The organism is Chryseobacterium sp. TB1-D10 (assembly GCF_059803555.1).
Map to the genome: position 1 here is coordinate 278,423 of NZ_JAPFHB010000002.1, position 25,416 is coordinate 303,838.

Sequence of the window (25,416 nt, forward strand, 5' to 3'; positions counted from 1 at the left end):
AACTAAGGTTTTTGAGTGAGCGTATGGAAATAAACGTGCTCCAATGAAGGTTTTACTGAAGAAAAATCTTGAAGCTGCTGTTCCGAGAATGCAGTGATGTACAATTCTCTTTCAATCAATTGCTGACTGATGATTCTATAATTGGATTGATAATTTTCCAGCTCATCTTTTCCAATAGGTTTTGACCAGATCTTATTTTCCAGTTCAGCAATCAGTTTGTTTGGCTTTCCCTGGCTAAGAAGTTGCCCCTGATTAATAATGGCAACTTTTGAGCAAAGATTTCGGACATCTTCGACCAAATGGGTAGAAAGAATGACGATCACATCATTACTAATTTCGTTGAGCAAAGAATTGAATCGATTCCGTTCTTCAGGATCTAAGCCGGCAGTCGGTTCGTCAACGATTATGATTTTAGGATTTCCCAGCAAAGCCTGCGCAACGCCAAAACGCTGTTTCATTCCTCCGGAAAAGGTATGGACTTCCTTATTTTTAAAATCAGAAAGATTGACTTTTTCCAACAGGTTTAAAATCTGGTTCTTTCGTTCGGAACTGTCTTTAATTCCTTTCAATATGGCGATATGCTGCAAAAGATCGTAGGCCGATACTTTGGGATAAACGCCAAAATCCTGGGGAAGAAATCCGAGATTTTGTTTGATATAATCGGGGCTTTCAGAAACATCGATACCGTTGAAAATGGTACTTCCAGAAGTTGGTTTCTGCAGGCCTACAATGGTTTTCATTAGAGACGATTTTCCGGCTCCGTTAGGTCCTAATAAACCGAACATACCGTTTTCTACTTCCAGAGAAATATTTTTAATGGCCTGAAAACCATTTTTGTAAGTGAGGTTTAGATTGTTAATGTGTAAGGTATTCATAGGATTGATTTTAGATAATAGAAATCCTGGCAACGTTTCCATTGCTTTTCAAAATGTGTGTAAAAAATGTTTATGGTAAAGCTTTATAACCAAAAGTCACAAAAGCCTTTTGAAATATTTGATTTATTCCTCTTTATACTCCAGAATATCTCCTGGCTGACATTCCAGTGCTTTGCAGATTGCTTCCAGCGTATCGAAACGCACACCTTTTGCTTTTCCCGTTTTAAGAACAGAGAGGTTGACAGTGCTGATTCCCAGTTTCTCTGCCAATTCTTTGCTCTGCATTTTTCGTTTGGCAAGCATAACGTCTAAGTTGATGATAATTGGCATTTTTATATAAATAGATCTTGTTCGTTTTGTAAATGTAATCCCTGTTTAAAAATATTGGCAAGGAAAAAACAGAAAATTCCCAACATAAAATGGATAAAGACCAGTCCCCATATAATTGTTTCAACTTCTACGAAAAAACTTGCCATAATGACGATAGGGAGTGGTAAGAAAATATTATAGCTATAAAATCTTTTAAGGTGTAATATATTTTCTTCGGTAAATAATTTTGTCTGAAAGAAAACCCTGAACACTTTTGCTGACAACCAGAAAAAGATACCGTATGTTACTAAAACCAGTAAAAAAGACAGGATGATATAGGGATAATTGTTTTCAATGTTCAGAAATGGCTGCTCTGTAAATGGATAATTGATGTGCAGATATAAATTATCCTTGTAAGGTGTAACAGCAAAACCGGTTAAAAGGCAACAGACCGAATAGATGAATGTAAGCAGATAACCTGCTGATAACAAAATGCACAGATAGTACAGGATCTTTGAAATATTCTTACTCTGCTTCATAGGATGATCAATTAATTTATTACTGCAAATATATAATTAATTATCGTAAAACATTAATTAATTTAATTATATTATTTTTATTAAGTAACCTTTCAAATCAGGAATTAGTAATGAGGGTGACTCAGATATGCTACAGATGGCTTTTTTTTGATAATATCTTATCCTATTATTAAGTAACCAGTAAATATGTTATCCCAACTCAAGTTATTTCTAAAATGGGCAGATTAGATTTGCATTAAAAGATATTAGCCGAGAAAGATCAGCATCTCTTTTAGTGTGAGTTGAGAGAACACTTTTATATATTAGAATTTAAGTATTAATTTGACGGGGTAATTTTATAACCTAATGGAATTGGTTTGAAAGGATTAAAGAATACCAAAAATCAAATAAAAAAATTAGAATATCTAAGCCCATAAATATTTTAATGCTGATTTAAGTAGAAATTTGGGATCTTTACTAAAAAATGCTAAAAAAATCCGGTAAACAAATTTGTTTATCGGATTTTTTAGATAAGAATTTTAGCTTAAAACTCTATTATTTTCTCTGCAAAAATTTTCCACTGTATTTTAGATATTCCAAACATTCCACCAATTCCAATCAATGAATTTCTCATCTTACCGATGAAACTGGTGTTCATATTTGGTGTTTCGTTTCTGCCATAGATCCCGATTTTTATAAATTTTGAACCTCTTGAAATTCTGAAATTAGATGTTGATTTTTCTGAATAAAAATGAGCAATGTGCTTGCTCTTGTTTTGACCTGGAACCTTTGTCGGAATACAAATCATCGTAATATTCTCAATCTCGCCCACATTTGGAAGTTGATTGGATATTTTTTCGATTTTTACCCATTCATAACCATTTGATTCCGGATTTCCAGGTCCTGGAATTTTGATTCTGATAAGGTCGTTTTCCTGAGGTGATCTAGAAATAGGAGTGCCAGTAGGATCGTGAAGTCTAAACTCTGCAGACTTTTTATCGCAGTAATTTTCCCATTGATTAATTAAAAAAAAACGGTTTTTCAATATTTCAAAATTCTTATCGGTAATTTCCGAATTCTCAAAATGAATATATTTTTCTGTGTCGTGGAAACTTCCTTTTTTCTGTTGTGGGATTCCCGGGATTTGCTTAGGTTTCATTGGTTCTTTAGTCTGTATTATATGTCAAAAAATAAATTCCGGACGAGCCGGAATCTATGTGATTGATTTATTTTGCTTTGGAATTGAGATTTGTATCTGCAATACTGGTGAGTAATTCGTCACATGTTTTTTCTTCTTCCAGAGTTTCTAATAAGTTTTTCAGACATTTTTTTTCTTTCAATACTTTTGCAAAAGCTGCCAATGTACCATAAGTTGCGATTTCATAATGCTCAACTTTTTGAGAAGCAGCAATGATTCCTGCATCTCTTACAGATCCCGGCTGTGTCTCTTCCACAATGCTCTCGCCTTCATCCAAAAGACCTTGCATTGCATCACATTTCTTTGCCTGTGCTTTTTTGCCTAATGCTTTGAAGCAATCTTCTAATCGAACGACATGATTTTTTGTTTGGTCAAGGTGATCACTTATGGCTTGTTTAAGTTTTGCATCCGTTGCATTTTTATGCATTTTTGGAAGTGCTTTTACAAGAGCTTTTTCCGCCCAATAGATATCTTTAAGGCTGTCTTCAAAAAGATCTTTCAGTTCTTTAGCAGCATCTGATTTTGCTGGTGTTTTTTTAGCGTTAGTTTTTGCAGTTGTGGTTTTTGCAGCTGCAGTTTTTGTGGTTGTTTTCTTAGCTAGTGTGGATTTAGTTGCCATAATGATAATATTTTTTATAAGTTAAAATTGATTAAACAATTACTATACCAACGCTGGTTATATTATCAAGTATGGTTAACATAACCTTTTATTAATAAACGTATTAGATTATTTTAATAGTTTTGTTAATTAATTGACAATCGTGATTTAATGAAAATTATATAAAATAAGATTTTTTAATTTTAAAATTTATTTTATTTTTGGTATCAACTTAAATTTTATCAATATGGTGTAAACCAATTATTTAATACTACCTTTGCTTCAATATATCACTGTGGAGCTGCTGATATTAAATTATTAATACAATTGCCATTCGCTTCACCTTATTATTTTGCTGTAAAAATGGCTTGCAGCACTTTTATCTCTCAAACTATGAATGCATTAGCATTAAATCTTCCTACAGATTCTTACACAGAATTTTTAAACCGTTTCAAAACATCAATTTCGTCTCTTTTTCAAAAAGAAAATATAGATCAGCTAAGTCTTTCAAGAGGTTTGCCTCCGAGTGTATGGAAAGAAATTTTCAATTTAAAACCTTTATCCGTTGCCATTCCAAAAGAATATGGCGGTAGAGGTGTAAAAGTAAAAGAATGTCTTGGGATTCTTTCCGCAGCTTCTTATGAATCTCTGCCTTTGTCTTTGACTTTTGGGATCAATATCGCATTGTTTCTGGAGCCTTTGGCAAAATACGGAAATGACCTTATCAAGGGAGATATATTCAAACATTTTCTGGATTACGGTGCAATGGGTGGTTTGATGATCACTGAACCGGATTACGGTAGTGACGCGCTTAGTATGCGCACGCAAAACGAATTAAAAGACGGAAAATACCACATCAAAGGTACAAAACACTGGCAAGGTCTTACAGGATTGGCGAATTATTGGCTGATCACTTCCAGAAACGCCAATGCAGAAGGGAATCTTGGTAGAGATGTAGATTTCTTCATCGCAGATACGCACAAACCAAATCAAAATATCGAAGTTTTAGAATATTATGACAATGCGGGATTATATATGATTCCTTATGGTCTTAATAAAGTTGACATCCAAGTTCCTGAGGAGAATAAACTGATTCCGGAATCCACAGGTCTTAAACTAATGCTCGACGTTCTTCACAGAAGCAGATTCCAGTTCCCGGGAATGGGAATGGGATTTCTGAAAAGAATGATGGACGAGGCTACAACGCATTGCAAAGAAAGAATCGTAGGAACTTCCAATCTTTTTTCTTTGGATCAGGTTCAGTTTCAGTTGGCAAAAATGCAGTCGTTCTTCACACTCTGTTCAGCAATGTGTGCAAAGAGCTGCAAAGTAAGTGGAATAGACCACGATGTTTCAGGGAGCGGTGTTCACGCGAACAGTATGAAAGCTTTGGTGACAGATATGATGCAGGAATCTGCGCAAATGTTGGTTCAGCTTTCTGGCGGAAAAGGTTACAGATTGAGCCATATCGGAGGAAGAGGAATTATGGACAGCCGTCCTTTCCAAATCTTTGAAGGATCAAATGAAATGCTTTACACGCAGATCTCAGAAGGAATTCTGAAAGATATGAAGAAGAAAAAAACGGAAAACCTTGGAGAGTATCTTTCTATTAATGAATTGACGAGCAACGCCTCAAAACTTTATAAAAAAGAATTTGATTTCACAATTGGAAGTCCGATTTCTCAAAGAAAAATGATCGATCTTGGGAAAATTATTGCAAGAGTTGTTACCGTTAATGATCTTTTAGAACTTAATAACGAAGGTTTCAGTCAGCAGTTGACAGATAATTCCATTGAAATGGTAAGACAGGAAATTGTGTCTTTGCTTGCGTCATTGAATCACCACAAAGATATTTCAGCTTTGGAAGATCTTGGTAATAGTGACTGGATGGCATTTGCATAATCATCAAGTATAAAAAGGTAATGACCTCAAGGCTAATCGTTTTGAGGTCATTTTTTAATTTATAAATTTTCAATAATCATTTAAATAATATTAATTTGAAAATCAATCAATTAAAATAGTGTTTGTTTCATATTAATGTTGTACATTTGCATTATAATTTATAAACAGAGGTGTCTGCCTTGCTTTTTCTGTCACAGTTTAGAATACCAATTTTTCTCTCCCCAGTTTTCGCTTACAGTACCAATATTTCAAAATTTTTAATATAAAAAATTGAAATTTATTGTTGACCTCAATTTTTAAATGACAAAAATAGCTCTCGTGGAAAGGAGTTATCATCACACCAAAATATTAATATAATACTAGAATAATTTATGGCAGATTCTTTCTCCAAAAAAGAAAATTTTAAGAAAAAAATCGCAAAACAAAAAGAAAAAAATATTCGTCGAGAAGAACGAAAGACCAATAATGACAAAGGAAAGGAAATAGAATTTATGTATGTGGATTCTTACGGAAGATTGACTTCCACGCCTCCTGAAGAAAGATTGGAAGTGAATTTGGACGATATTCAATTAGGTGCAGCTCCTATAGAAGCAGAAGAGGCAGTTAAAACAGGAATTGTAACATTCTTTAGCGAGAAAGGTTACGGTTTTATTACAGAGGATGGTAACAAAGAAAACGTTTTCTTCCATAGCAACAATTGTGTGCACTTGGTGAAAAAAGGAAACAAGGTCTCTTTCGAAAAAGAAAGATCACCAAAAGGTTACTCCGCTATCAACATTCAACTTATCAAATAGATAATTTATAACAACAATTTTTTAATACCATTACAATGCAAGAAGGCACAGTAAAATTTTTCAACGAAACAAAAGGTTTCGGATTCATTTCTCCATCAGCTGGAGGAGACGACATCTTTGTACATTCATCAGGTTTAGTTAGCAGAAACATTCGTGAGAATGATAAAGTAACTTTTGAAGTACAAAAAGGACAAAAAGGATTAAACGCAGTTAATGTAAAACTTGCGTAAGCATAAAAAGTTTTTTCCATTGAAAATGATAAGCTCTAATTTATTTTAGAGCTTATTTTTTTTTATTCAATATCCAAGATCATTGGCTTCATTTTGGTTAGTCAGAAACTATGATTTCCAGACTGAAGTACGATCCAAAATTAGATTCTCTTACCGAAAAAGAACTGAAGCTTTTAGACAAAGCTTCTGACTCTATTCTGAAGTTTGTACAGAAATCGCCAAAAATTAATAAATCTGAGTTTGCCACAAGAGATGCACACGCAACGACTTATTCTCTTGTAAAAGGAAGTTTCCAGGTCTATAATGAATTCGAAAAGAAAGACATATTTCCGACCGAAAAAATGGATTGCATCATTCGGATTTCGCACGCTCATATGAAATTGATGAGTCAGAAGAAAACCATTCGGGCTTACGGATTTTCAGTTAAAATCTGTAATGATGAAAGGACGATTGCCAATTATCCAATGGTGAATTTTCCATTGTTTCCGATTGTCAACATTTCGAAATTCCTTAAATTATTCATTTCGATCAACAATTATTTCGCCGGAAATTTCTTTCAGAAGATTTGGAATTCGCTGAAAATATTCAAAAGTTTTGTCAGCATCATTCCAAATACTTTGAATTTTTCTTTTCAAAATCAAGTTTTAAAGTTTATCAATCATTGGAATCATTTCATTTTATCATTTGATTATCATTCCATTGGTGTTTATAGAATGGGCGATGATTTGGTTAAAGTGAAGCTAACACCAATTAAAGTTAATCACAAGACTCAAGATAACAGAATCGATTTATCTATTGAAAATTATCTTAAAAATCATATTTATGAATTGGATGTGTGCATTCAGTACTGTTATAATTTCAAAGATCAACCTGTCAATCAATTGAATAAAATGTGGAAAAACTCCAAGTTTATTCCAATGGGCAATATTCAAATCACTGAATTATTAGATAAAAACAAAATCGAAAACGAATTACTCTCTTTCAATCCTTTCGATAATATTCAGGAGTTACAGCCTGTCGGAAAAATCCAAAAGTTAAGAGATAAAGCTTACAAAACATCACTAGAAACCAGAACCGAAATTAATTTAAAATAAAATGGACGAAAATTTACTAGGAATAATCGCAGGTATCCTGACATCTGTAGCAATGATGCCTCAATTGATTAAAGTTATCAAAGAAAAAAACGTGGAAGACATCTCTATCGTGATGCTTTTGGTCTTGATCTCTGGACTCTCGCTTTGGGTTTGGTACGGAATTTTGAAAGATGAATTACCAATTATTTTATCAAACGGATTTTCAGTCTTGGTCAATTTAACTTTGCTTACTTGCTGTTTTATCTTCAAAAGGAAAATCTAAATCTCATAAATATCAGAATCCGTAAAAACGTAATACATCCCTTTCTTAGGGATGTTTTTCGTATCCAAACCTGTAAACTCACTGAAAGCAGGCAACAGCAGTTGCTTCGAAGTCTGAGCAAAACAGGGGAGTTTTATTCTTTTTACCGGAGAATTAATAACAAAACCAGGATGAATATGTCCAGTAATCTGAAATTTAGGATTTGAACGATCAAAATCGTGAACGAATGAGATATCTCCAATTTCTAAGGAAGTATTTCGTGAATCCAAACATAATTTCTTTTCTAAAGTTTTCGAAATTCTGTCGTGATTTCCTTCTACTAAAATGAATTTAATATCAGGATATTGTTTTTGCCAAGTGCAAAATTCATCGACATCTGAATTGTTTCCCGCGTGCAATAAATCACCAACGATAATAAATCTCTCAGGCTGGAAGTTCTCAATTAAAATGGATAAACGCTCCAAATCATTTTTCATAATATGATTCGCCAAAGCAATTCCGTTTTTACGAAAATGAGCGGTTTTTCCGATGTGTAAATCTGAAAAAATCAACGCCTTTTCCTTTTCCCAATACAAAGCTCTTTGATTGGTTAAAGTGAAAATTTCATTTTGAATTGTTATGTCTTTGGTCGCTATCTTCATAGTAAAGTTGGAAGACGGAAGTTTTTATTCATCTTTAATATTTCTTCCGGATTGTTTAATTAATTTCTGAATTCTCGCATCGAGATTTTCACTCGTCAGAGTCTGTCGCAAACTGTCGACCTTGATCGGGAAACTCAAAGGCGTAAATTTATTGGAATATTTTAAAATAAACTTCGATTTCTCAATTCGTTTAAAAGCTTCAACCAAACGTTGTTCCTGCAATTGCATATTGAAAACTTCCGTATAAGCCTGCCTTACCAAAAAATGATTCGGATCGTAATCTTCTAATACTTTGAAAATCAATCCGGCTGAACTTTGCAAAGCTTTATTGGAACGTTGCTGTCCGGGGAAATTCTGCACAACCATTCCTGAAATTACCGCAATATCTCTGAATTTACGTCTCGCCATTTCGGCCGAATTAATACTCGAAATCTCATCAACCATCAGATTATCTCTCGTCAGAATTTTATCTAAATTATCTTCATTCAGCGGAATTTCTTTATCGCTGAACAGTTCAAAACCGTAATCATTCATCGCCATTGAAAAGGAAATTGGAGCCAGTTTGGAAATTCGGTAGGCAATCAACGCTGCCATCACTTCGTGTACCAAACGTCCTTCAAAAGGATACATAAACAAATGATAACCTTCTCGGTTTTTAATGAGTTCAATCAAAAATTCATCATCTTTCGGAATGTGTGAACGCTTTTCCTGATTGGCCAAAAGCGGATGTAGAAATTTCAGTTCCTTCTCAGAAGCTTTCGGATTCAACGCTCCGGACAATTTTTCTCTTAAAAAATGACCCAAATTTGAACTTAAAGGCAATCGTCCACCCAAGTAACTCGGCGCTTGCGCTTTTCCTTTGGAAGCCCGAACGAAAACCGTCATATCTTTAATCATCGCCACTTCCAAAACCCGACCCGCCAAGATAAATTTCTCTTCTTTCTTCAGTCTCGAAATAAAATATTCCTCCACCATTCCGATATAACCACCGGAAATGAATTTCACTTTCAGCATAGCATCACTTACAATCGCGCCCATATTCATTCGATGGAGCATTGCAATTTTTCGGGAAGTTACTTTGTGCAAACCGTCTTCCATCACGACAACTTTATGGTATTCTTCGTAGCTTTTTAACGCACTTCCGCCAATCGTGAGAAAATCAATCATCGCTTTCCATTCCTCATCCCTGATTTCCTGAAACGTATAGACTTTTTTGATTCTTTCGTAAACTTCATTAGGTAAAAATCCGTCACCAACTGCCAAAGTCATCAGGAACTGAACCAAGACATCAAAGCACAAAACCACTGGTTCACGAGGTTCAATAACTTTCTGTTTTACGGCTTCTTTTAAAGCGGCAACTTCAATCAATTCTAATGAATGGGTTGGAACACAGAAAATTTTCGAAGTTTCAAAAGGGGAGTGACCGCTTCGTCCGGCACGCTGCAGAAATCTCGCAACCCCTTTCGCAGAGCCAATTTGAATTACGGTATCCACTGGTTTAAAGTCAATTCCCAAATCCAAAGATGATGTGGAAACGACCGCTTTCAGTTTTCCTGAACTTAAATTTTCTTCAATCCAGATTCTCAAATGAGCATCAATCGAACTGTGATGAATCGCAATCTGTCCGGCAAAATCAGGATAGGCATTCAACAAAAGCTGATACCACATTTCGCTCTGACTTCGGGTGTTCGTAAACACAATGGTCGATTTTGATTCCAGAATAATTGGAACGACTTTATCTGCCAATTTTTGGCCGAGATGTCCTGCCCAAGGCAAAAGTTCGACTTCATCTGGGAAAACCGAAATAATATCAATTTTCTTGAGTTCTTTAGCTGTAATTTTTGTTTTTTTAATGTCATACGGAATCAAAACATCCTGCGCTTCATCAAGGTTTCCTATAGTTGCCGTAATTCCCCAAATTTTAAGTTTCGGAACATAATGAAAGAGTTGTGAAATTCCCAATTCCACCATCACACCACGTTTTGAACCCAACAATTCGTGCCATTCATCCACCGCAACACAATGCATATTCGTAAAAAATCGTTGATGATTTTTCTGAGCCAAAAGCAAGTGCAGACTTTCTGGAGTTACGACCAGAATTTCAGGCATATTTTTGACCTGCTGTTGTCGGACTTTCGGGTCGGTATCGCCGTTTCTAACACCAACTGCCCAATCCAGACCAATCTCGTCAATTGCTTCCTGCATTGCTTTGGCAATATCTTTGGATAAAGAACGGAGTGGCGTAATCCAAATCATTTTTAATCCCTTTTTATACTTGTCAGGATTCGTCAAAAAATCTGAGATTAAGGCTAAAAATACCGAAAACGTTTTCCCAAAACCTGTCGGTGCCACGACCATTCCGCTATAACCACTACCAAATTTTTTCCAGGTATCAACCTGAAATTTAAATGGGGAATTACCTTTTTCCGTCATCCAGTTTTGAATGATTTTAAAGCCTTCGGTATTTTCGTAGTTGCTCAAATTCTGTTAATTATATATTTAACGCAAAGAACGCAAAGGATTTTTTGACATTCTTGTGCATATTTTTCGTTCGTAAAGGCACTTCGTTCAGCAAAAGATAGTACTACCGTGGCTGAGTGAAACGCCTTTGCGAACGAAAAAAAGTTTTCAATAATTTTAAAATAGACCTTGCGACCATTGCGTTTAAAAAACTTATTGTATCAATTTCTTAATCTCTTCAATATCATCAATATCATTCACCGTTTTATCTTTCCGCCATCTTAAAATCCTTGGGAAACGCAATGCCACACCGCTTTTGTGACGGTTGCTGAAGCCAATTCCCTCAAATGCAATTTCGAAAACCAATTCCGCTTTTACGGTACGGACGGGGCCGAATTTTTCAATTGCATTTTTATTTACAAACTTGCTGACTTCCATAATCTCTTTATCCGTCAATCCGGAATAGGCTTTGGCAATAGTGACCAGTTTATCGCCACTTTTCACGGCAAAACTGTAATCGGTGTAGTAAGCGCTTCGTCGTCCGCTTCCTTTTTGGGCGTAAATCAAAACTGCATCAATCGTCAACGGACTGATTTTCCATTTCCACCAATCGCCTTTTTTTCGTCCGGAATGATAATGCGAATTTTTCTGTTTCAACATCAAACCTTCACTGTTGATCTCCCTTGAGTTTTCCCTGATTAAATCTAATTTGCTCCAATCTTCAAAATCAATTGCCTGAGAAATTTTGATGTTTTCGGGAGCTTCATTTAATAATAATTCCTCCAACATTGCTCTTCTGGCAGAGATGGGTTTTTCTCTCAAATCCGTTCCTTCCAGTTCTAAAATATCATACGCAAAAACCTCAATCGGAATTTCGGTTAGCATTTTCTTAGTTAAAGTTTTACGGTTCAAACGTTTCTGTAATTCATTAAAATTTAAAACGTTACCTTCTTTTACCGCAAGTATTTCTCCATCAATCACAAAGTTGCCTTTCATCGCTTTTACAGTCTCAGCAATTTCGGGAAATTGTTCGGTCACCAGTTCTTCACCACGAGACCAGATAAAAACTTCATCGTTCCTTCTGATGATTTGTCCACGGATTCCGTCCCACTTATATTCGATGAGCCATTCTTTAGGTTTTCCTAAATCTTCCAACTCTTTTTCAAGCGGATAAGCCAAACAAAAAGGGTAGGGTTTTGAATTATCAGGATTTATATTTTCAGCAGAAATCAGTTCGTGAAATGAAACTTCGTCGGGTTGCCATTTTCCCATCAAACTGTGCATCAAAGTGCTCGCTTCCTGTCCGGAAAATTTGGTTAAAGAATTAATCAAAGTCTTTGAGGAAACCCCAATTCTGAAACTTCCGCCTAATAATTTGTTGAAAATCAATCGTTCGGTATAGTCCAAACCGTTCCAGGAATTTAAGACAAATTCTTTTTTCTCGGCTTCAGTTTTGGTTTTCAGTCCGATGATTTCATTCATCCATTCAGACAGTGTTTTCTCGATTTTTTCGGAGGGTGGCGGAAGAATTAAAGAAATCGTTTCTCCTAAATCTCCGACCGAAGAATAGCTTTCTTGAAACAGCCAGAAAGGCAGTTGAATAATCTCCAGCGCCCATTCTTTCATATAGTTGGTGTTGACATTTCGCTTGGGTCTTTTCCCCGTAAATAGGGCGATAAACCACAATTTATCATCATCAGGCGCACGTTCAAGATAATCGATGATGGCATCGATTTTAGCATTGGTTTTATTGGTGCTTTCGAGAGCGTTGATGAGTTCTGCGAAATTTTTCATTCTAATCTTTTGTTTAATTTGGGCAGCTTTGAACTTCGTTCGTAAATTTCGATAAAGTCTTTGCTTCATCTCATTTATGCTTTCTGTTCCCTCCAGAAACTTTGGAATCAACTCAAATAGGGCTGCGAGCTATTCGATGTTTAAAAATTAACAGGCCGCTCCTACGGAGCTCTTATAATTATTATTTTAATCTGCTATTAGCAGTTCGCTCCTACGGAGCTGTTAAAAACTACTCCAGCTTTTTCAAATCTGAATCTGTTCTTAAAGTTTGCCGTCAACCTTGTCAAGGTTCAAAACCTTGACAAGGTTATTTCTAGAATCAATCATTATCTTTTGCAACTTCTTTTTCAGTTACCTCTTCATCATCGTCCCCATACAAAGTTTCCACAACATCAGATTTAATTCCGATTTCATTCAAGTATTTAGAAAAAACTTCGGTTTGACCGTGTGTCACGTGAACGATTTCGGCTTCGGTGGCTTTAATGGCTTGCAGTAATCCTTTCCAATCGGCGTGATCGCTCATCGGAAATCCGGCATCCATACTTCGCCATCTTCTGGCACCACGAACCTGCATCCAACCGGAACAAATTGCTGTTGCAGCATCCGGAATTTTCTTGATGACATTGCTGTCCAACAAAGCGGGCGGAACAATAACAATGTCGCCTGCAACGTGTTTGATGCTTTCTCTGAAATCGGGAACTTCATAATCGGGAAGCACAATTCCGACTTCTTCAAAAGCTTTGTTTAATTTGCCAATCGAGTAGTGAACGTGGATTTTTCCCATTCCTTCAACGGCTTTCATAATTCGCTGAGCTTTACCTAAAGAATATCCTATAAATACGGAAGTTTTCTGATTTTCCTGATTCCGCAAAACCCAATTCTGAAGTCTTTTATTAAGATCCGGAACTTCGAGCCAGTTGTAAATAGGAAGTCCGAACGTACTTTCTGTCACAAATTCATTACACCTTACCAGTTCAAAAGGTGTACTCAACCCATCATCCTGTACTTTATAATCACCTGAAACCACGCTTACATAGCCTTTATATTCCAAACGAATTTGCGCCGAACCAATGATATGACCAGCCGGATGCATCGAAAGCTTGACCCCATTAATGTCTAAAACTTCGCCGTATTGCAAAGTCTGACATTCGATATCCGGAGAAATTCTTTGATGTAAGATGGGTTTTGTGAAGTGATGGCAAAGATATTTTGTCATTCCCCAACGGGCGTGATCTGCGTGACCGTGAGTGATGACTGCAAAATCAACAGGTCGCCAAGGGTCAATGAAAAATTTACCCTGTGGACAGTAAATACCTTTGTTTGTGAATGTGATGAGTTTCAAAAGTGTGATGATTAGTGTGTCTCTGAATATTCAAAAACCTAACCAAATTGAATGTTTCAGGAATTTTTCAATCTGCTTTCAATTTTCGCTCAAAAAAAATCTCCAACGAATAAGATTTGTTGGAGATTTATATAATTTTAAAGATGATTAAATGGTTGCGTTACCTTCAACGCCGTCTGAGTTGTCGGTTTTTCCACCACTTATTGCAGCTGCAGCAAAACTTAATAAACTTACCAGTTTGCCAGCTTTTGTGTCCCAGTAATATGTTTCTTTTGGCTCAACACGGATAATAGAAACATTTGGATCGTCTTTTCCATCAAACCAGGCATTTGCCATTGGCGACCATTTGTCTTCGATTGTAGATTTGTCCGTATAAACGTAAGCGTCACCAAAAATTGAAAGATATTCGGAATTGCTGTTGTTCATAAAATAAAGCTGAACACGTTTATCTTCTTTGATTTCAAAATTCTTGTTGCTTGTTTCGCTGCTTATGAACCAAAGATTTCCATTTTCATCGGTTTCCTGTAATCCCATTGGTCGGGAATTTACCGGCAATCTATCGAGTTCCGTGCAAAACATGCAGATTCTGGCTTTTTCCGACAGTTCCTTTATTTTCGCAATTGCTTCTTGGTTTGTAAGATCTTTTGTAGACATAATATTTTATTTTTTGATTGTTTTAATAATTCCATTAATGCATTTACAAATAGTGTGCTAAAGATTAAACTTTAATTGTTGATAAAATTTTAAAAATTTTAATGGTGGAATATTTATTGTTAGAAAGTTGGTAATAATTATTCATTATTAATTTCAATTATAAAAACTAAAATATGAGAGCAATCTGGAATGGTGCCATTGGCTTTGGACTTGTGAATATTCCCATCAAATTGTATTCGGCAACAGATTCCAGCACTTTGGATTTGGATATGTTGGACAGCAAGGATTTGAGCAATATCAAGTTCAAGCGCGTTAATGAGAAATCTGGAAAAGAAGTGGTTTGGGAAAATATCGTCAAAGGCTACAAGCTTGAAAATAAATACATTGTTCTCGATAAAGAAGATTTCGCAGCGGCAAGTCCGGAAAAATCCAAAGTCCTAAGCATTGCACAATTCGTCAAAGAAGATGAGATTGACTCAGCACTTTTCGAAACACCTTATTTCCTCGAACCTCAGAAAAATGGTGAAGCGGCTTATAAATTATTATTAAAATCATTAATGAAAACAAAAATGGCAGGAATCGGTTCTTTCATTTTGAGAGAACGTGAAATCCTATGCCTGATTCGGCCTTATGATGACAAAATATTGATGGTCAACAGAATGCGTTATCCGGAAGAAATGAGAAGTTACGAAGATTTGAAAATCCCAAGTGGAAAAGCACCGAAACCCGACGAACTCAAGATGGCTGAGTCATTAATCAAATCTTTGGCAACCACTTTTGATCCTTTAAAATATAAAGACACTTACAACGCAGATTTACTGAAAATCATCAAGCAAAAAGCAAAAGGCAAGAAAGTGAAACTGGTTGAAGAAAAAGAACCAAAAGGAAAAACCACAGATTTGATGGCGATGCTGAAAGCCAGTCTAGAAGGCAAAAAGAAAAAAGTTGGGTAGAAAAGATACAAGAAAAAAGGCAAAAGATTCAAGTTTTAAGCAAGTCGAAACTCTATCACTCTCAAACACTTAAACACTCTAACTCTCAAAATACTATAACACAAAATGGCACTAGAGGATTACAACAAAAAGCGAAACTTCAAAGAAACTTCAGAACCGAGTGGAAAGGAAAAAGCGAGCGGAAAAAAACTGAAATTCGTGATTCAAAGGCACGCAGCGTCGAGATTGCATTACGATTTTAGATTGGAAATGGAAGGTGTTTTAAAGAGTTGGGCTGTTCCAAAAGGGCCGTCACTAAATCCTTCTGACAAACGATTGGCGATGATGGTGGAAGACCATCCTTATGAATACAGAACTTTCGAAGGCTCGATTCCGAAAGGAAATTATGGTGCCGGCGAAGTGGAAATTTGGGATGAGGGAACTTACGAACCCATAGAAAAAGTAAAAGGTAAAACCCATGACCTTGTGATGCGAGCCGAACTTCACAAACAATCTTTGAAATTTATTCTTCACGGAAAGAAATTGAAAGGCGAGTTTGCATTGGTTAAAATCAAAAACCCGCAAGAAGACAATGCTTGGTTGCTCATAAAACATAAAGACGATTTTGCGGTTTCAGATGATTACAACGCGGAAGAGCACACTTCAAAAAATTCCAAAGTAACGGCTTACCTCGAAGGGAAAGACAATAAAAAAAAAATACCGCCTCCGAAAGCATAAAGCATTTTAAAAATTATACTCCAGCACTTTCCGGCGAGAAAAAACTTTCGGAATTCATTGTGCCGATGTTGTGCAAAACGACTGATAAAGCCTTTGATGATGCTGAATGGGCGTTTGAAATTAAATGGGACGGTTATCGGGCAATTGCAGACTTGAGAAATGATTCTATCGGATTGTATTCCAGAAATGGCCTCGATTTTTCACAGAAATTTAAAAAAGTTGCGAATGCACTGAAGCTTCAGGAACACGAAATGATTCTGGATGGCGAAATTGTCGCGTACGATGACAAGGGAAAACCGAACTTTCAATGGCTTCAAAGAATCGGCGACAATCCTGATTTGGCATTGATCTATCAGGTGTTTGATTTGCTTTGGCTGAATGGACATTCGACGGAGGAACTGACTTATCTGGAACGGAAAGAATTACTGAAAGATGCTCTCGTTCAGAACGAAATAATCCAATTCCACGACCACATTATCAAAGATGGAAAAGATTTTTATCAAGTCGCAAATGACCTTGGTTTGGAAGGCATTGTTGCGAAAAAAACCGACAGTACTTACAAAGAAGGCATTAGAAGTTCTGAATGGCTGAAGATTAAAATTAATCAAACCGATGAAGCCATTATCTGCGGATTTACAGAACCAAAAGGCTCCCGGAATAAATTTGGTTCCCTGATTCTCGGGAAATATCTGGACGGCGAAATGGTTTTCTGTGGCCACACGGGTACAGGTTTCAACGACAAAGCGCTTTCTGAACTTCATCAATTAATGAAACCTTTGATTATCGAAAAATCAGTTTTCAAAATCACGCCGAAGACCAATGCGAAGGCAAATTGGATAAAACCGGAATTGGTTGCGGAAATCAAATTTACGGAAGTGACCAAAGATTTTATTTACCGTCATCCCGTTTTCCTGCGACTTCGCGACGATGTGAAACCGAAAGATGTGGAATTCAATGCTGAAAACAAATCAAAAAACGAAATTGTGAAAAAAGCTGAACCAAAAACCAGAACTGCCAAAAACGAAATCATAAAAAAAATCGGAAAACAGGAACTGAAACTGACCAATCAGAATAAAATCTATTTCCCGGATGACGACGTGAGCAAAGGTGATGTGATAGATTATTATCAAAGTATTTCGAAATATATTCTGCCTCACCTTAAGGCGCGTCCGCAATCTATGAACCGATTTCCCAACGGAATCAAAGGTCTTAGTTTTTACCAAAAAGATGCTTCGGAAGAAACACCGGATTGGATTGAAATAGAAAAAGTTTTTTCGGAAAGCAGTGATAAATACATCAATTATATTATTTGCAATGATAAAGAAACGATGGCTTATCTTAATAATCTAGGTTGCATAGAACTGAATGTCTGGACGAGCCGATTACCGAAAGCTGATTTTCCGGATTATCTCGTATTGGATCTTGACCCGTCGGACAAAAACACTTTTGAAGATGTGATAGAAACGAGTCTGGCAGTGAAAGAAGTTTTGGATTTGGCAGGAATCAACGCTGTTCCAAAGACTTCGGGAAGTTCGGGAATTCACATTTACATTCCGATGGGTGCGAAATATGATTACGACCAGGTCAAGGATTTTGGACATTTATTAATGCAAATGGTTCAGCAGAAATTGCCGGATTTGACAACTTTAGAACGAAGTCTTCAAAAGCGGGATAAGAACAAGATCTATCTCGATTATCTTCAAAACCGTCGTGGACAGACGCTTGCCAGTGTTTACAGTCTTCGTCCGAAAGATGGCGCGACAGTTTCAATGCCTTTAGAATGGGACGAAGTGAAAGTTGGTTTGAAACCGACGGATTTTACTATTCATAATGCTTTGGAACGACTGAAAGAAAAAGGTGATCTCTTTAAACCTGTTATGGGAAAGGGAATTGATATGTTGAAAGTAATAGAGAAATTGGAGAAATAATTCAATAATAATTGAAAAAATCCCACTCAACAAATCGTTGAATGGGATTTATTAATTTGTTTTTTACTCGGTTAAATTCTAAATCCGCCGGCAACTTCAATTCTTTGTGCATTAATCCATTTAGAGTCGTCTGAACAAAGGAATGCCACAACGCTTCCGATATCATCCGGCAAACCAACTCTTCCTAAAGCCGTTTGCGAAGAAACCAACTGATTATATTCTGCACTGTCACGAACTGCACCGCCTCCAAAATCTGTCTCAATCGCACCCGGAGCAATAGAATTGACTCTTATTTTACGAGCTCCCAATTCCAAAGCCTGATATCTTGATAATGAATCGATTGCCGCTTTCATCGCACCATAAGCGGAATATCCTGCAAATGAGAATCGTGCCAATCCTGAAGAAGTGTTCACAATGCTGCTTCCGTCATTCAGCAATGGTAATAATTTTTGAGTTAAAAAATAAGGACCTTTGAAATGAATATTCGTCATTGCATCCAAAGTTTCTTCGGTCGTAGTTTCAAAACTTTCATTGATTCCGATTCCTGCGTTGTTCACTAATGCATCAAGTTTTGAAGAACCAAATTGAGTTTCCAAAACATCTTTTACTTCGGTTACGAATTGGTCAAAACCTGCGGTTGAAGAAATGTCCAAAGGCAATGCAAATGCTTTTTGTCCTATGTTTTCAATTTCTTTTACTACTTCATCCGCAGCTTCTTTTTTGGTTTGATAAGTCAAGATGATATCAAATCCTTTTTTTGCCAATGCTAAAACTGAATCTTTTCCCAATCCACGGCTTGCGCCTGTTACTAATGCTATTTTACTTGCCATTTTATTTGTTTTAATTAATGGTACAAAGTTGGAAAATTATCGCATTAGCTTATTTGCATAAATCAAATTAAAATTTGTGAAAATCAAACAATCAGTAATTCTCGGTAATGTTGTGGTGATTGCTTGCTGTATTTCTTGAAGAAGTTAGAAAAGTGTGCTACTTCTTCGAAACCTAATGTGAAAGCGATTTCCGAGATGTTCCATTGTGTTTGGGTCAACAAAATTTTTGCTTCTTGGAAAATTCGGCTTCCGATGATTTCGCCGGTTGTTTTTCCTGTTGTTTCTTTCAGAACTCTGTTGAGGTGATTGACGTGAACGCCTAATATTCCTGCAAAATCGGCAGGCATTTTAAGTTGAAGAAGCTGACTGATGTTTTCGATAGGAAACTGTCTTTCTAATAGTTCTATGAATAGAGTGGTGGTTCTTGAGGCGGCCGTCTTGGTATTTTCAACAGGCAAAATTGGTTTTAATTTCTGTCCAAAATGAATCAATTCCATTACATAATTTCTCAGCAAATCATATTTGTAAACATAATCAGACTTGATTTCTTCGTGCATTTTCAGGAAAATCGCTTCGAATTGATGAAACTGTTCTGTCGATATCTGAAAAATAAAATCGCTCTGAGGCGAAAAAAGTGGAAGAAGATCTAGCTCCAATCCAATCTTAGAAGTTGGTAAAAAATCTTTGGTGAAAACGCAAAAATGTCCAGATTGGTCTGTACAAAGATGGGTATAGTTGTAAGGGATTTTCGGAGAAGCAAACAGAACGGCGCAATCTTCAATCTCAATGGTTTTGTCGGCGTATTCTACTTTGTTCTTGCCGTTTATCAGACTTATTTTGTAGTAAGTTCTCCTGTTGTAAGGCATTTCGGTCTTCGATGTGCAGTTTCTGTAGATTTCAGAAATATCAAAAACGTTGAAATGACCAATATCCTTATGAATGTTTTCAGTGAGAAATTGATTGATGTCAGGACAGGTGTCACCCAAAATATCCTGATAAAATTCTTTGATGGTTATTGAACTCATTGGTTTGTAAAAATCAAAGATACAAGTTTTTTTAAATGATAATATCCTTAAGCCAAAACTTCGCTTGGCGATATTCCAAATTCTTTCTTGAAAGCGAAAGAGAAGTGAGACAAATCTTCGAATCCTAAATCCAGATAAATATCATTGGGTTTTCGTTTCTCATTTTGAAGCAGAAAATGGGCTTCTTCCAATCGTTTTTGAATCAGCCATTTTCCGGGATTCATTCCGAATATTTTCTGAAAATCACGTTTAAAAGACGAAAGACTTCTCCCCGTTAAATAAGCAAATCTTTCCAGATGAATATTGAATCGAAAGTTACGGAGCATAAATTCTTCCAAATCAATCTTTTCAGGTGCTCCGAAGTTGAAAAATACATTCGCCAGGTCAGGATTATTCTTCAGCAAAATCAATAATAATTCTTCCCTTTTAATATCAGAAAATTCGTCATCAATCTTTTCTCCATCTGCATAATAAGGTGCTAAAGATTGTATGAAGTTTTTAATCAGCAGATTTTCTTCGACCTCCAAAAATGAATTATCGTTTAAAAAGGGCTTTATAGAATAATTATTTTTTTGTAGGAATTTTCTCAAAAAAGCCTCGTCAAAAGTGATGATAATTTTCTCGAAAGCACCGTTGATTTTATGTTTTGTGTATCTTATCAGATGGTTTTTCCGGGCAATGTAGTATTCTCCTTCGTTTACCTGATAGTTTTTATTTCCGTCAAAAGCCACCATAGAACCTTTTGTCAAAACAATAAAAAAATGCTCCGGAATAAACTGTTCGGGAGATATTTCCGGACCTAAATGGCAGGATTGGATGTTGTTGAACTTCAAAGTTTTGATTTTTGTACAAGTAAATTTACGATTTGTTTCAGAAAAAAGCACGGAAAGAATTTTCATCCGTACTTTTTCTTTTGTTATTTAATTCGTGCATTTGTGGCAAGAAATCATTTCAGGCTATCAACACTAGATAATATCGCTTCTTCACGACTTTTTGGTGTCCAGCCTAAGATGATTTTTGCCTTTTCATTAGACATTTCTTTATAAAATTCGGATGCTGTTTTATCCATTTTGGCAATGTTGGCAGCCTTTTCGGGTCTTTCTTTTTTGATTAATTCTGCAACATCATAGAAACTCATCACGCCATCAGAATTTGCTAAAAATCTTTCTCCTGCAGCTTCCGGACTTTCCATTGCTCTGATATGAAGGTCGGCAACATCACGTACATCTACGACGCCCATTGTAAAATTGCCACTTTGATTGGTCGTTCCGTTTATAATTCCAACAATGGCAATATCTAACGAAGCTGAGGTTATTCCGCCCAAGGCCGGTCCGAAAATCCCGACAGGATTGATGACAGAAAGTTCCAGTCCTTTCCCCTCATTTTCCATAAAATCCCAAGCTGCTTTCTCGGCAACGGTTTTCGATTTGATGTAGGCAGGAAGCGGAATGTTGGTGTCCGTCCAGTCTTTTTCTGTGAAAATGTGACCATCAATATTAATGCTGTAGCCAACTGCTGCAAAAGAAGACGTCAGAACAACACGTTTTACACCAGATTTTTTGGCTGCCTTCAAAACACGCAAAGCACCATCCCGAGCCGGAATGATCAATTCATTTTCATCTTTTGGTTCCTGTGCGGGAAATGGCGATGCTATGTGTAAAACGTAGTCGCAATCTTTTAAGGCTTCATCCCAACCCTTATCTTCTGTAAGACTAGCTTCAAAAAATTCTAAATTCTCAAAATCGGAAATCCCACCTTCTTTCAAAGCATTGATGACGGTTTCTTTTTTTGATAAAGAACGAAGCGTTGTTTTTACCAGATAGCCTTTTTGTAATAACTGAAGAATGGTATGAACGCCTACGAATCCGGTTGCTCCGGTTACTAATACTGTTTTATTTTTCATTTTGTCTAAATTTATTAATGCAAAATTCAGCAATAATAATCCAGATTACTTTGTTGTGAAGTTCAAATTTTGTTTGTTGAAAAGTTCAGAATTAAATTTAATGAAAAATATTCGCCGTCATTTCGGCTACAACCAAACTCATTTTGGCAACATTTCCCTCACTGCGTCTGCGGACATTTGTATTATAAAATTTAAATAAAATTACAATGCAAAAAACAATTTTCATTACAGGCGCATCATCAGGATTAGGAAAGGCTACAGCCAAATTATTTCAGTCAAACGGCTGGAAAGTTATTGCAACAATGAGAAATCCTGAAAAAGAAACAGAACTTTCCCAATTGGAAAATGTAACCTTGCTTCCGTTGGATGTTACCAATCTTGAGCAGATTCAGGAAACAGTAAAAACAGCAATTGCCCTTCATACGATTGATGTGGTTTTCAACAATGCAGGTTATGGTTTGATTGGAGCTTTGGAAGCTTTAACAGACGAACAGATCGTAAAACAATTAGACACCAATTTACTCGGAGTCATTCGTGTGACGCAGGCTTTCATTCCTTATTTTAGGAAAAACAGAAACGGATTATTTATCACCACAACATCAATTGGCGGATTGTTGACTTTCCCTCTTGATTCGCTTTATCACGCTACAAAATGGGCGTTGGAAGGCTGGAGCGAAAGTATGTCTTTTGAACTTGCTTTACACAATGTTGGTATCAAAACCATTGCACCGGGCGGAATTAAAACTAATTTTGCAGGAGAATCATTAGCCGTTGCCAACCATCCGGCTTATGAAGAAGGTATGCAGAAATTATTTGAATTAATGAATCCCGACAATTTCGAACCTGTGGAATGGATTGCGGATGTGGTTTATGAAGCGGCGACAGACGGAAAAAGTCAGTTGCGATATGTGACGGGAGAATTTGCCAATCAGCTGTACAACCGTCGTTTGGAAATCGGTTCAGAGGCGGCAGTTCAGGAGATGAAACAGATGGCATTTGGAGATTTAATCAATTAAAAAAAATAAGAAATGAATAATCCGATAAAAGTAGATTCCATATCTCAGCTTCACGAGATGCTGGGTTTTGGGAAGCCTGTTCACCCTTTGATCAGCATTAATGACAACACCAATATGATTGTTGACGATCATCTTTTAAACCAGCATTTTCTGTTCAATTTCTATAAAATTTCCTACAAAAAAACAAGGAAAGGCAAAATTGGATACGGACAAGGTTATTATGATTTTGACGAAGGCGGAATGGTTTTTACTGCGCCCAATCAACTCATTTCCACGAGTGCCGATGATATGGAATATGAAGGTTTGACATTACTCATTCATCCGGACTTTTTTAGAAATTATTTATTAGCTGCCCGTATTAAAAGCTTTGGATTCTTTTCATATTCTGCAAACGAAGCTTTATTTTTATCAGACAAAGAAAAGCAAACGATATTTTCGGTTTTTGATAATATTAAAGAAGAATTAAATAACACGATTGATGATTTCAGCCAGGATGTTATTCTTTCTCACATCGAGGTTTTGCTCAATTACAGCAACCGTTTTTACAAGCGCCAATTCATTACGAGAAAAGCTGTCAACAACGATTTGCTTTCGAAAATCGAAGAACTTTTAAATGTCTATTTTGATAAAGAAAGCGCATTGAATCAAAGTTTGCCAACCGTTGAGTTTCTCGCAACCGAACTCAGTCTTTCACCACGATATTTAAGTGATATGCTACGGTCTTTGACAGGGCAAAATGCTCAACAGCTCATCCACGAAAAACTGATCGAAAAAGCAAAAGATTATCTCACGACGACCCAACTTTCAGTAGCAGAAATCGCTTACCAATTGGGTTTTGAGCATCCGCAGTCTTTCAATAAGTTATTTAAAAATAAGACCAATCAGACGCCTGTACAATTCAAGCAAGGTTTTTATCATAACTAAATTTAAAATGAATATAGAAACATTTATCAAAGATTGGATTGCCGTCAGCAACAGTTACAACACAGAGAAATATCTGGAATTTTACAAAGAAAATGCCGTTTTGGACGACCCTTCAGTCGGAAGAAAATTTATCGGTCACGACGGAATCAAAGATTATTTTGTGAGTTATTTTATTGGTTATAAAACTCAGACTGAATTGAGGAAATTAGAAGTTAAAGAAAACTCAGCTTACTTGGAAGTAGAATTTACAGGAGAATTTCCGGAGGGTAAAATTGGCGGAAGCTTTGATTTTACTTTTAAAAATGATAAAATTGAATTTGTAAAAGCAGATTTGATTTGATAAACAAAACCTTCTTGATGTAGAATTAAGAAGGTTTTTTAATGCTTAATTACTGTTTTTTAGATTTTTCCGAACCCATTTCGGCTTTTACTTTTTCCCGATGCTGCATTCCCCATTTTGTCATTGCACCCACAACTTCTTCGAGCGTGTGGCTGTAGGGTAGAAGTTCGTATTCTATACTTACGGGATAACCATTTTCTACTTTTTTGATGATAAAACCATTCATTTCCAGTTCCTTCAGTTCGCTAGAAAGTACTCTTGCAGAAATTCCGCTAACTTGACGCTGAATTTCTGTAAAACGCTTGTTTCCTCTCGCCATTGCGATGATAATCATCAGTTTCCATTTGCCACCGATGGCATATAATGCATCCGAAACTGCCATTAAAACCTTATGACAATCTTCGGTAAATGCCTTGTTATCTGGTTGATTTCCTTTTGATTCTGACATAACTTTGGTTTATGTTAGTCGCTAACCTTTAGGTAACAACTAATAAAATGTAAGCAAATATAATATAATTTTGTCCAAGAATAATTACAGAAAGTAATTTAAAATTTAATTAAACAACAAAATTATGACATTAGAAATTTTAAAAACAAAACAAGATTTAAGAGAATTGATTGACAATTATGCGTACCTAAGTGATGAGTGGAAAATCTCTGAGGTGATGGATTTGTTTACTCTTGATGTCACGTACAAAGTCTTTATGGGTGGTGCTTTGGTTGCAGATGTTTCGGGAAGAGAAAATATGGAAAGTGATTTTAATCTGCACGCTTCACAAGTAAAAACCTATTTCACATTGAACGGACAACATACCGTGAAAATCGACGGCGAAACAGCTACAGGCATTTCTTTTTCTCAGATTAAAATGATTCGTGAAGCTGACGGAAAAGATGTTTTAACAGATTACAGCGTGAAGTATGATGACCAATATGTTTTTCAAAATGGCAAATGGCTGATTAAAGACAGAATCGGATATTTTGTGATCATTGAGTCGAGAACTATTTCGTAAAATTTAAGTTTAACAACATTTAAAGCGGTAGAATTTTTTGTTTCGGCAGAGAATTCTATTGGCGTTTTAATATTTAGATTAAATTTAAAATAAGATAAG

Annotated in this window: 27 protein-coding genes; 12 read left to right on the forward strand and 15 right to left on the reverse strand. The window is 36.1% G+C overall.

What is annotated here, in order from left to right:
• Positions 1 to 2 precede the first annotated feature (2 nt).
• From OPU68_RS03665 to OPU68_RS03685, 5 genes are all read right to left on the reverse strand, one after another.
• Positions 3 to 875 carry an ABC transporter ATP-binding protein gene (locus tag OPU68_RS03665; RefSeq protein ID WP_498472639.1) on the reverse strand — a complete coding sequence of 291 codons (873 nt, stop codon included), beginning with the start codon at positions 873 to 875 and terminating at the stop codon, positions 3 to 5.
• 123 nt (positions 876 to 998) lie between these two features.
• Complete coding sequence (locus OPU68_RS03670; RefSeq protein ID WP_034966009.1) at positions 999 to 1,205, reverse strand: helix-turn-helix domain-containing protein; 207 nt, start codon at positions 1,203 to 1,205, stop codon at positions 999 to 1,001.
• 2 nt (positions 1,206 to 1,207) lie between these two features.
• Positions 1,208 to 1,723, reverse strand: coding sequence for a DUF2975 domain-containing protein (locus OPU68_RS03675; protein WP_498472640.1), 516 nt, complete (start codon positions 1,721 to 1,723; stop codon positions 1,208 to 1,210).
• 523 nt (positions 1,724 to 2,246) lie between these two features.
• Positions 2,247 to 2,861: a hypothetical protein gene (locus OPU68_RS03680; protein WP_498472641.1), complete on the reverse strand. Its 615-nt coding sequence runs from the start codon at positions 2,859 to 2,861 to the stop codon at positions 2,247 to 2,249.
• A 67-nt stretch (positions 2,862 to 2,928) separates the two neighbouring features.
• The gene (locus OPU68_RS03685; RefSeq protein WP_498472642.1) at positions 2,929 to 3,519 is read right to left on the reverse strand and encodes a YciE/YciF ferroxidase family protein; all 591 of its coding nucleotides are present in this window, start codon (positions 3,517 to 3,519) and stop codon (positions 2,929 to 2,931) included.
• 372 nt (positions 3,520 to 3,891) lie between these two features.
• On the opposite strand from OPU68_RS03685, the gene OPU68_RS03690 reads away from it, so the two are divergent.
• The 5 genes from OPU68_RS03690 (at position 3,892) to OPU68_RS03710 (ending at position 7,780) form a co-directional block, all read left to right on the forward strand.
• Positions 3,892 to 5,400: an acyl-CoA dehydrogenase family protein gene (locus tag OPU68_RS03690; protein WP_498472643.1), complete on the forward strand. Its 1,509-nt coding sequence runs from the start codon at positions 3,892 to 3,894 to the stop codon at positions 5,398 to 5,400.
• Positions 5,401 to 5,771: 371 nt separating this feature from the next.
• Entirely contained in the window at positions 5,772 to 6,194 is a 423-nt protein-coding gene (locus tag OPU68_RS03695; protein ID WP_498472644.1) for a cold-shock protein, read from the forward strand.
• Between the two features lie 35 nt (positions 6,195 to 6,229).
• On the forward strand, positions 6,230 to 6,424 hold the full coding sequence (locus tag OPU68_RS03700; protein ID WP_028123823.1) for a cold-shock protein: 195 nt from the start codon (positions 6,230 to 6,232) through the stop codon (positions 6,422 to 6,424).
• A 110-nt stretch (positions 6,425 to 6,534) separates the two neighbouring features.
• Positions 6,535 to 7,518 (forward strand): catalase family protein, encoded by a 984-nt coding sequence (locus OPU68_RS03705; RefSeq protein WP_498472645.1) that lies wholly within the window; start codon positions 6,535 to 6,537, stop codon positions 7,516 to 7,518.
• Between the two features lies 1 nt (position 7,519).
• Positions 7,520 to 7,780: a SemiSWEET transporter gene (locus OPU68_RS03710; protein ID WP_498472646.1), complete on the forward strand. Its 261-nt coding sequence runs from the start codon at positions 7,520 to 7,522 to the stop codon at positions 7,778 to 7,780.
• Here OPU68_RS03710 and pdeM read toward each other — a convergent pair.
• The 5 genes from pdeM to OPU68_RS03735 all read right to left on the reverse strand — a co-directional run bounded on the left by pdeM (position 7,777) and on the right by OPU68_RS03735 (position 14,671).
• Positions 7,777 to 8,421 carry a ligase-associated DNA damage response endonuclease PdeM gene (gene pdeM / locus OPU68_RS03715; protein WP_498472647.1) on the reverse strand — a complete coding sequence of 215 codons (645 nt, stop codon included), beginning with the start codon at positions 8,419 to 8,421 and terminating at the stop codon, positions 7,777 to 7,779. The genes OPU68_RS03710 and pdeM overlap by 4 nt on opposite strands.
• Before the next feature lie 24 nt (positions 8,422 to 8,445).
• Positions 8,446 to 10,902: a ligase-associated DNA damage response DEXH box helicase gene (locus OPU68_RS03720; protein WP_498472648.1), complete on the reverse strand. Its 2,457-nt coding sequence runs from the start codon at positions 10,900 to 10,902 to the stop codon at positions 8,446 to 8,448.
• 192 nt (positions 10,903 to 11,094) lie between these two features.
• Complete coding sequence (locus OPU68_RS03725) at positions 11,095 to 12,675, reverse strand: ATP-dependent DNA ligase (protein ID WP_498472649.1); 1,581 nt, start codon at positions 12,673 to 12,675, stop codon at positions 11,095 to 11,097.
• Between the two features lie 319 nt (positions 12,676 to 12,994).
• Complete coding sequence (locus tag OPU68_RS03730) at positions 12,995 to 14,017, reverse strand: ligase-associated DNA damage response exonuclease (protein ID WP_498472650.1); 1,023 nt, start codon at positions 14,015 to 14,017, stop codon at positions 12,995 to 12,997.
• A gap of 147 nt (positions 14,018 to 14,164) precedes the next feature.
• Complete coding sequence (locus OPU68_RS03735) at positions 14,165 to 14,671, reverse strand: pyridoxamine 5'-phosphate oxidase family protein (RefSeq protein WP_498472651.1); 507 nt, start codon at positions 14,669 to 14,671, stop codon at positions 14,165 to 14,167.
• Between the two features lie 173 nt (positions 14,672 to 14,844).
• On the opposite strand from OPU68_RS03735, the gene ku reads away from it, so the two are divergent.
• The 3 genes from ku (at position 14,845) to ligD (ending at position 18,269) form a co-directional block, all read left to right on the forward strand.
• Positions 14,845 to 15,624, forward strand: a complete 780-nt coding sequence (ku, locus tag OPU68_RS03740) for a non-homologous end joining protein Ku (protein WP_498472652.1) — start codon at positions 14,845 to 14,847, stop codon at positions 15,622 to 15,624.
• A 105-nt stretch (positions 15,625 to 15,729) separates the two neighbouring features.
• On the forward strand, positions 15,730 to 16,341 hold the full coding sequence (locus tag OPU68_RS03745; RefSeq protein WP_498472653.1) for a DNA polymerase ligase N-terminal domain-containing protein: 612 nt from the start codon (positions 15,730 to 15,732) through the stop codon (positions 16,339 to 16,341).
• 65 nt (positions 16,342 to 16,406) lie between these two features.
• Entirely contained in the window at positions 16,407 to 18,269 is a 1,863-nt protein-coding gene (gene ligD / locus OPU68_RS03750; protein WP_498472654.1) for a DNA ligase D, read from the forward strand.
• Positions 18,270 to 18,340: 71 nt separating this feature from the next.
• Here the strand turns inward: ligD and OPU68_RS03755 are convergent, their stop codons facing one another.
• The 4 genes from OPU68_RS03755 to OPU68_RS03770 form a co-directional block, all read right to left on the reverse strand.
• Complete coding sequence (locus OPU68_RS03755) at positions 18,341 to 19,099, reverse strand: SDR family NAD(P)-dependent oxidoreductase (protein ID WP_498472655.1); 759 nt, start codon at positions 19,097 to 19,099, stop codon at positions 18,341 to 18,343.
• Positions 19,100 to 19,182: 83 nt separating this feature from the next.
• On the reverse strand, positions 19,183 to 20,124 hold the full coding sequence (locus OPU68_RS03760; RefSeq protein WP_498472656.1) for a helix-turn-helix domain-containing protein: 942 nt from the start codon (positions 20,122 to 20,124) through the stop codon (positions 19,183 to 19,185).
• Positions 20,125 to 20,171: 47 nt separating this feature from the next.
• Entirely contained in the window at positions 20,172 to 21,023 is an 852-nt protein-coding gene (locus OPU68_RS03765; RefSeq protein ID WP_498472657.1) for a helix-turn-helix domain-containing protein, read from the reverse strand.
• 47 nt (positions 21,024 to 21,070) lie between these two features.
• A complete protein-coding gene (locus OPU68_RS03770; protein ID WP_498472658.1) occupies positions 21,071 to 22,027 on the reverse strand; it encodes an SDR family oxidoreductase in 957 nt (318 codons plus the stop codon).
• Positions 22,028 to 22,233: 206 nt separating this feature from the next.
• Here OPU68_RS03770 and OPU68_RS03775 point away from each other — a divergent pair, with 206 nt between their 5' ends.
• From OPU68_RS03775 to OPU68_RS03785, 3 genes are read left to right on the forward strand one after another with little or no spacing between them, the layout of a single operon-like run.
• Positions 22,234 to 23,043 carry an SDR family oxidoreductase gene (locus OPU68_RS03775; RefSeq protein ID WP_498472659.1) on the forward strand — a complete coding sequence of 270 codons (810 nt, stop codon included), beginning with the start codon at positions 22,234 to 22,236 and terminating at the stop codon, positions 23,041 to 23,043.
• Positions 23,044 to 23,055: 12 nt separating this feature from the next.
• Positions 23,056 to 23,967, forward strand: a complete 912-nt coding sequence (locus OPU68_RS03780; protein WP_498472660.1) for a helix-turn-helix domain-containing protein — start codon at positions 23,056 to 23,058, stop codon at positions 23,965 to 23,967.
• Positions 23,968 to 23,974: 7 nt separating this feature from the next.
• A complete protein-coding gene (locus tag OPU68_RS03785; protein ID WP_498472661.1) occupies positions 23,975 to 24,307 on the forward strand; it encodes a nuclear transport factor 2 family protein in 333 nt (110 codons plus the stop codon).
• 49 nt (positions 24,308 to 24,356) lie between these two features.
• On the opposite strand, the gene OPU68_RS03790 is transcribed toward OPU68_RS03785, so the two are convergent.
• Entirely contained in the window at positions 24,357 to 24,755 is a 399-nt protein-coding gene (locus OPU68_RS03790; protein ID WP_498472662.1) for a winged helix-turn-helix transcriptional regulator, read from the reverse strand.
• Positions 24,756 to 24,879: 124 nt separating this feature from the next.
• On the opposite strand from OPU68_RS03790, the gene OPU68_RS03795 reads away from it, so the two are divergent.
• Positions 24,880 to 25,317, forward strand: coding sequence for a nuclear transport factor 2 family protein (locus OPU68_RS03795; RefSeq protein WP_498472663.1), 438 nt, complete (start codon positions 24,880 to 24,882; stop codon positions 25,315 to 25,317).
• The last annotated feature ends 99 nt before the right edge of the window (positions 25,318 to 25,416 follow it).

Coding starts and splice junctions, on each gene's coding strand:
- OPU68_RS03665 (WP_498472639.1), bottom strand. CDS start 875: ATGAATACCTTACACATTAACAATCTAAACCTCACTTACAAAAATGGT.
- OPU68_RS03670 (WP_034966009.1), bottom strand. CDS start 1,205: ATGCCAATTATCATCAACTTAGACGTTATGCTTGCCAAACGAAAAATG.
- OPU68_RS03675 (WP_498472640.1), bottom strand. CDS start 1,723: ATGAAGCAGAGTAAGAATATTTCAAAGATCCTGTACTATCTGTGCATT.
- OPU68_RS03680 (WP_498472641.1), bottom strand. CDS start 2,861: ATGAAACCTAAGCAAATCCCGGGAATCCCACAACAGAAAAAAGGAAGT.
- OPU68_RS03685 (WP_498472642.1), bottom strand. CDS start 3,519: ATGGCAACTAAATCCACACTAGCTAAGAAAACAACCACAAAAACTGCA.
- OPU68_RS03690 (WP_498472643.1), top strand. CDS start 3,892: ATGAATGCATTAGCATTAAATCTTCCTACAGATTCTTACACAGAATTT.
- OPU68_RS03695 (WP_498472644.1), top strand. CDS start 5,772: ATGGCAGATTCTTTCTCCAAAAAAGAAAATTTTAAGAAAAAAATCGCA.
- OPU68_RS03700 (WP_028123823.1), top strand. CDS start 6,230: ATGCAAGAAGGCACAGTAAAATTTTTCAACGAAACAAAAGGTTTCGGA.
- OPU68_RS03705 (WP_498472645.1), top strand. CDS start 6,535: ATGATTTCCAGACTGAAGTACGATCCAAAATTAGATTCTCTTACCGAA.
- OPU68_RS03710 (WP_498472646.1), top strand. CDS start 7,520: ATGGACGAAAATTTACTAGGAATAATCGCAGGTATCCTGACATCTGTA.
- pdeM (WP_498472647.1), bottom strand. CDS start 8,421: ATGAAGATAGCGACCAAAGACATAACAATTCAAAATGAAATTTTCACT.
- OPU68_RS03725 (WP_498472649.1), bottom strand. CDS start 12,675: ATGAAAAATTTCGCAGAACTCATCAACGCTCTCGAAAGCACCAATAAA.
- OPU68_RS03735 (WP_498472651.1), bottom strand. CDS start 14,671: ATGTCTACAAAAGATCTTACAAACCAAGAAGCAATTGCGAAAATAAAG.
- ku (WP_498472652.1), top strand. CDS start 14,845: ATGAGAGCAATCTGGAATGGTGCCATTGGCTTTGGACTTGTGAATATT.
- OPU68_RS03745 (WP_498472653.1), top strand. CDS start 15,730: ATGGCACTAGAGGATTACAACAAAAAGCGAAACTTCAAAGAAACTTCA.
- ligD (WP_498472654.1), top strand. CDS start 16,407: ATGTTGTGCAAAACGACTGATAAAGCCTTTGATGATGCTGAATGGGCG.
- OPU68_RS03755 (WP_498472655.1), bottom strand. CDS start 19,099: ATGGCAAGTAAAATAGCATTAGTAACAGGCGCAAGCCGTGGATTGGGA.
- OPU68_RS03760 (WP_498472656.1), bottom strand. CDS start 20,124: ATGAGTTCAATAACCATCAAAGAATTTTATCAGGATATTTTGGGTGAC.
- OPU68_RS03765 (WP_498472657.1), bottom strand. CDS start 21,023: ATGAAAATTCTTTCCGTGCTTTTTTCTGAAACAAATCGTAAATTTACT.
- OPU68_RS03770 (WP_498472658.1), bottom strand. CDS start 22,027: ATGAAAAATAAAACAGTATTAGTAACCGGAGCAACCGGATTCGTAGGC.
- OPU68_RS03775 (WP_498472659.1), top strand. CDS start 22,234: ATGCAAAAAACAATTTTCATTACAGGCGCATCATCAGGATTAGGAAAG.
- OPU68_RS03780 (WP_498472660.1), top strand. CDS start 23,056: ATGAATAATCCGATAAAAGTAGATTCCATATCTCAGCTTCACGAGATG.
- OPU68_RS03785 (WP_498472661.1), top strand. CDS start 23,975: ATGAATATAGAAACATTTATCAAAGATTGGATTGCCGTCAGCAACAGT.
- OPU68_RS03790 (WP_498472662.1), bottom strand. CDS start 24,755: ATGTCAGAATCAAAAGGAAATCAACCAGATAACAAGGCATTTACCGAA.
- OPU68_RS03795 (WP_498472663.1), top strand. CDS start 24,880: ATGACATTAGAAATTTTAAAAACAAAACAAGATTTAAGAGAATTGATT.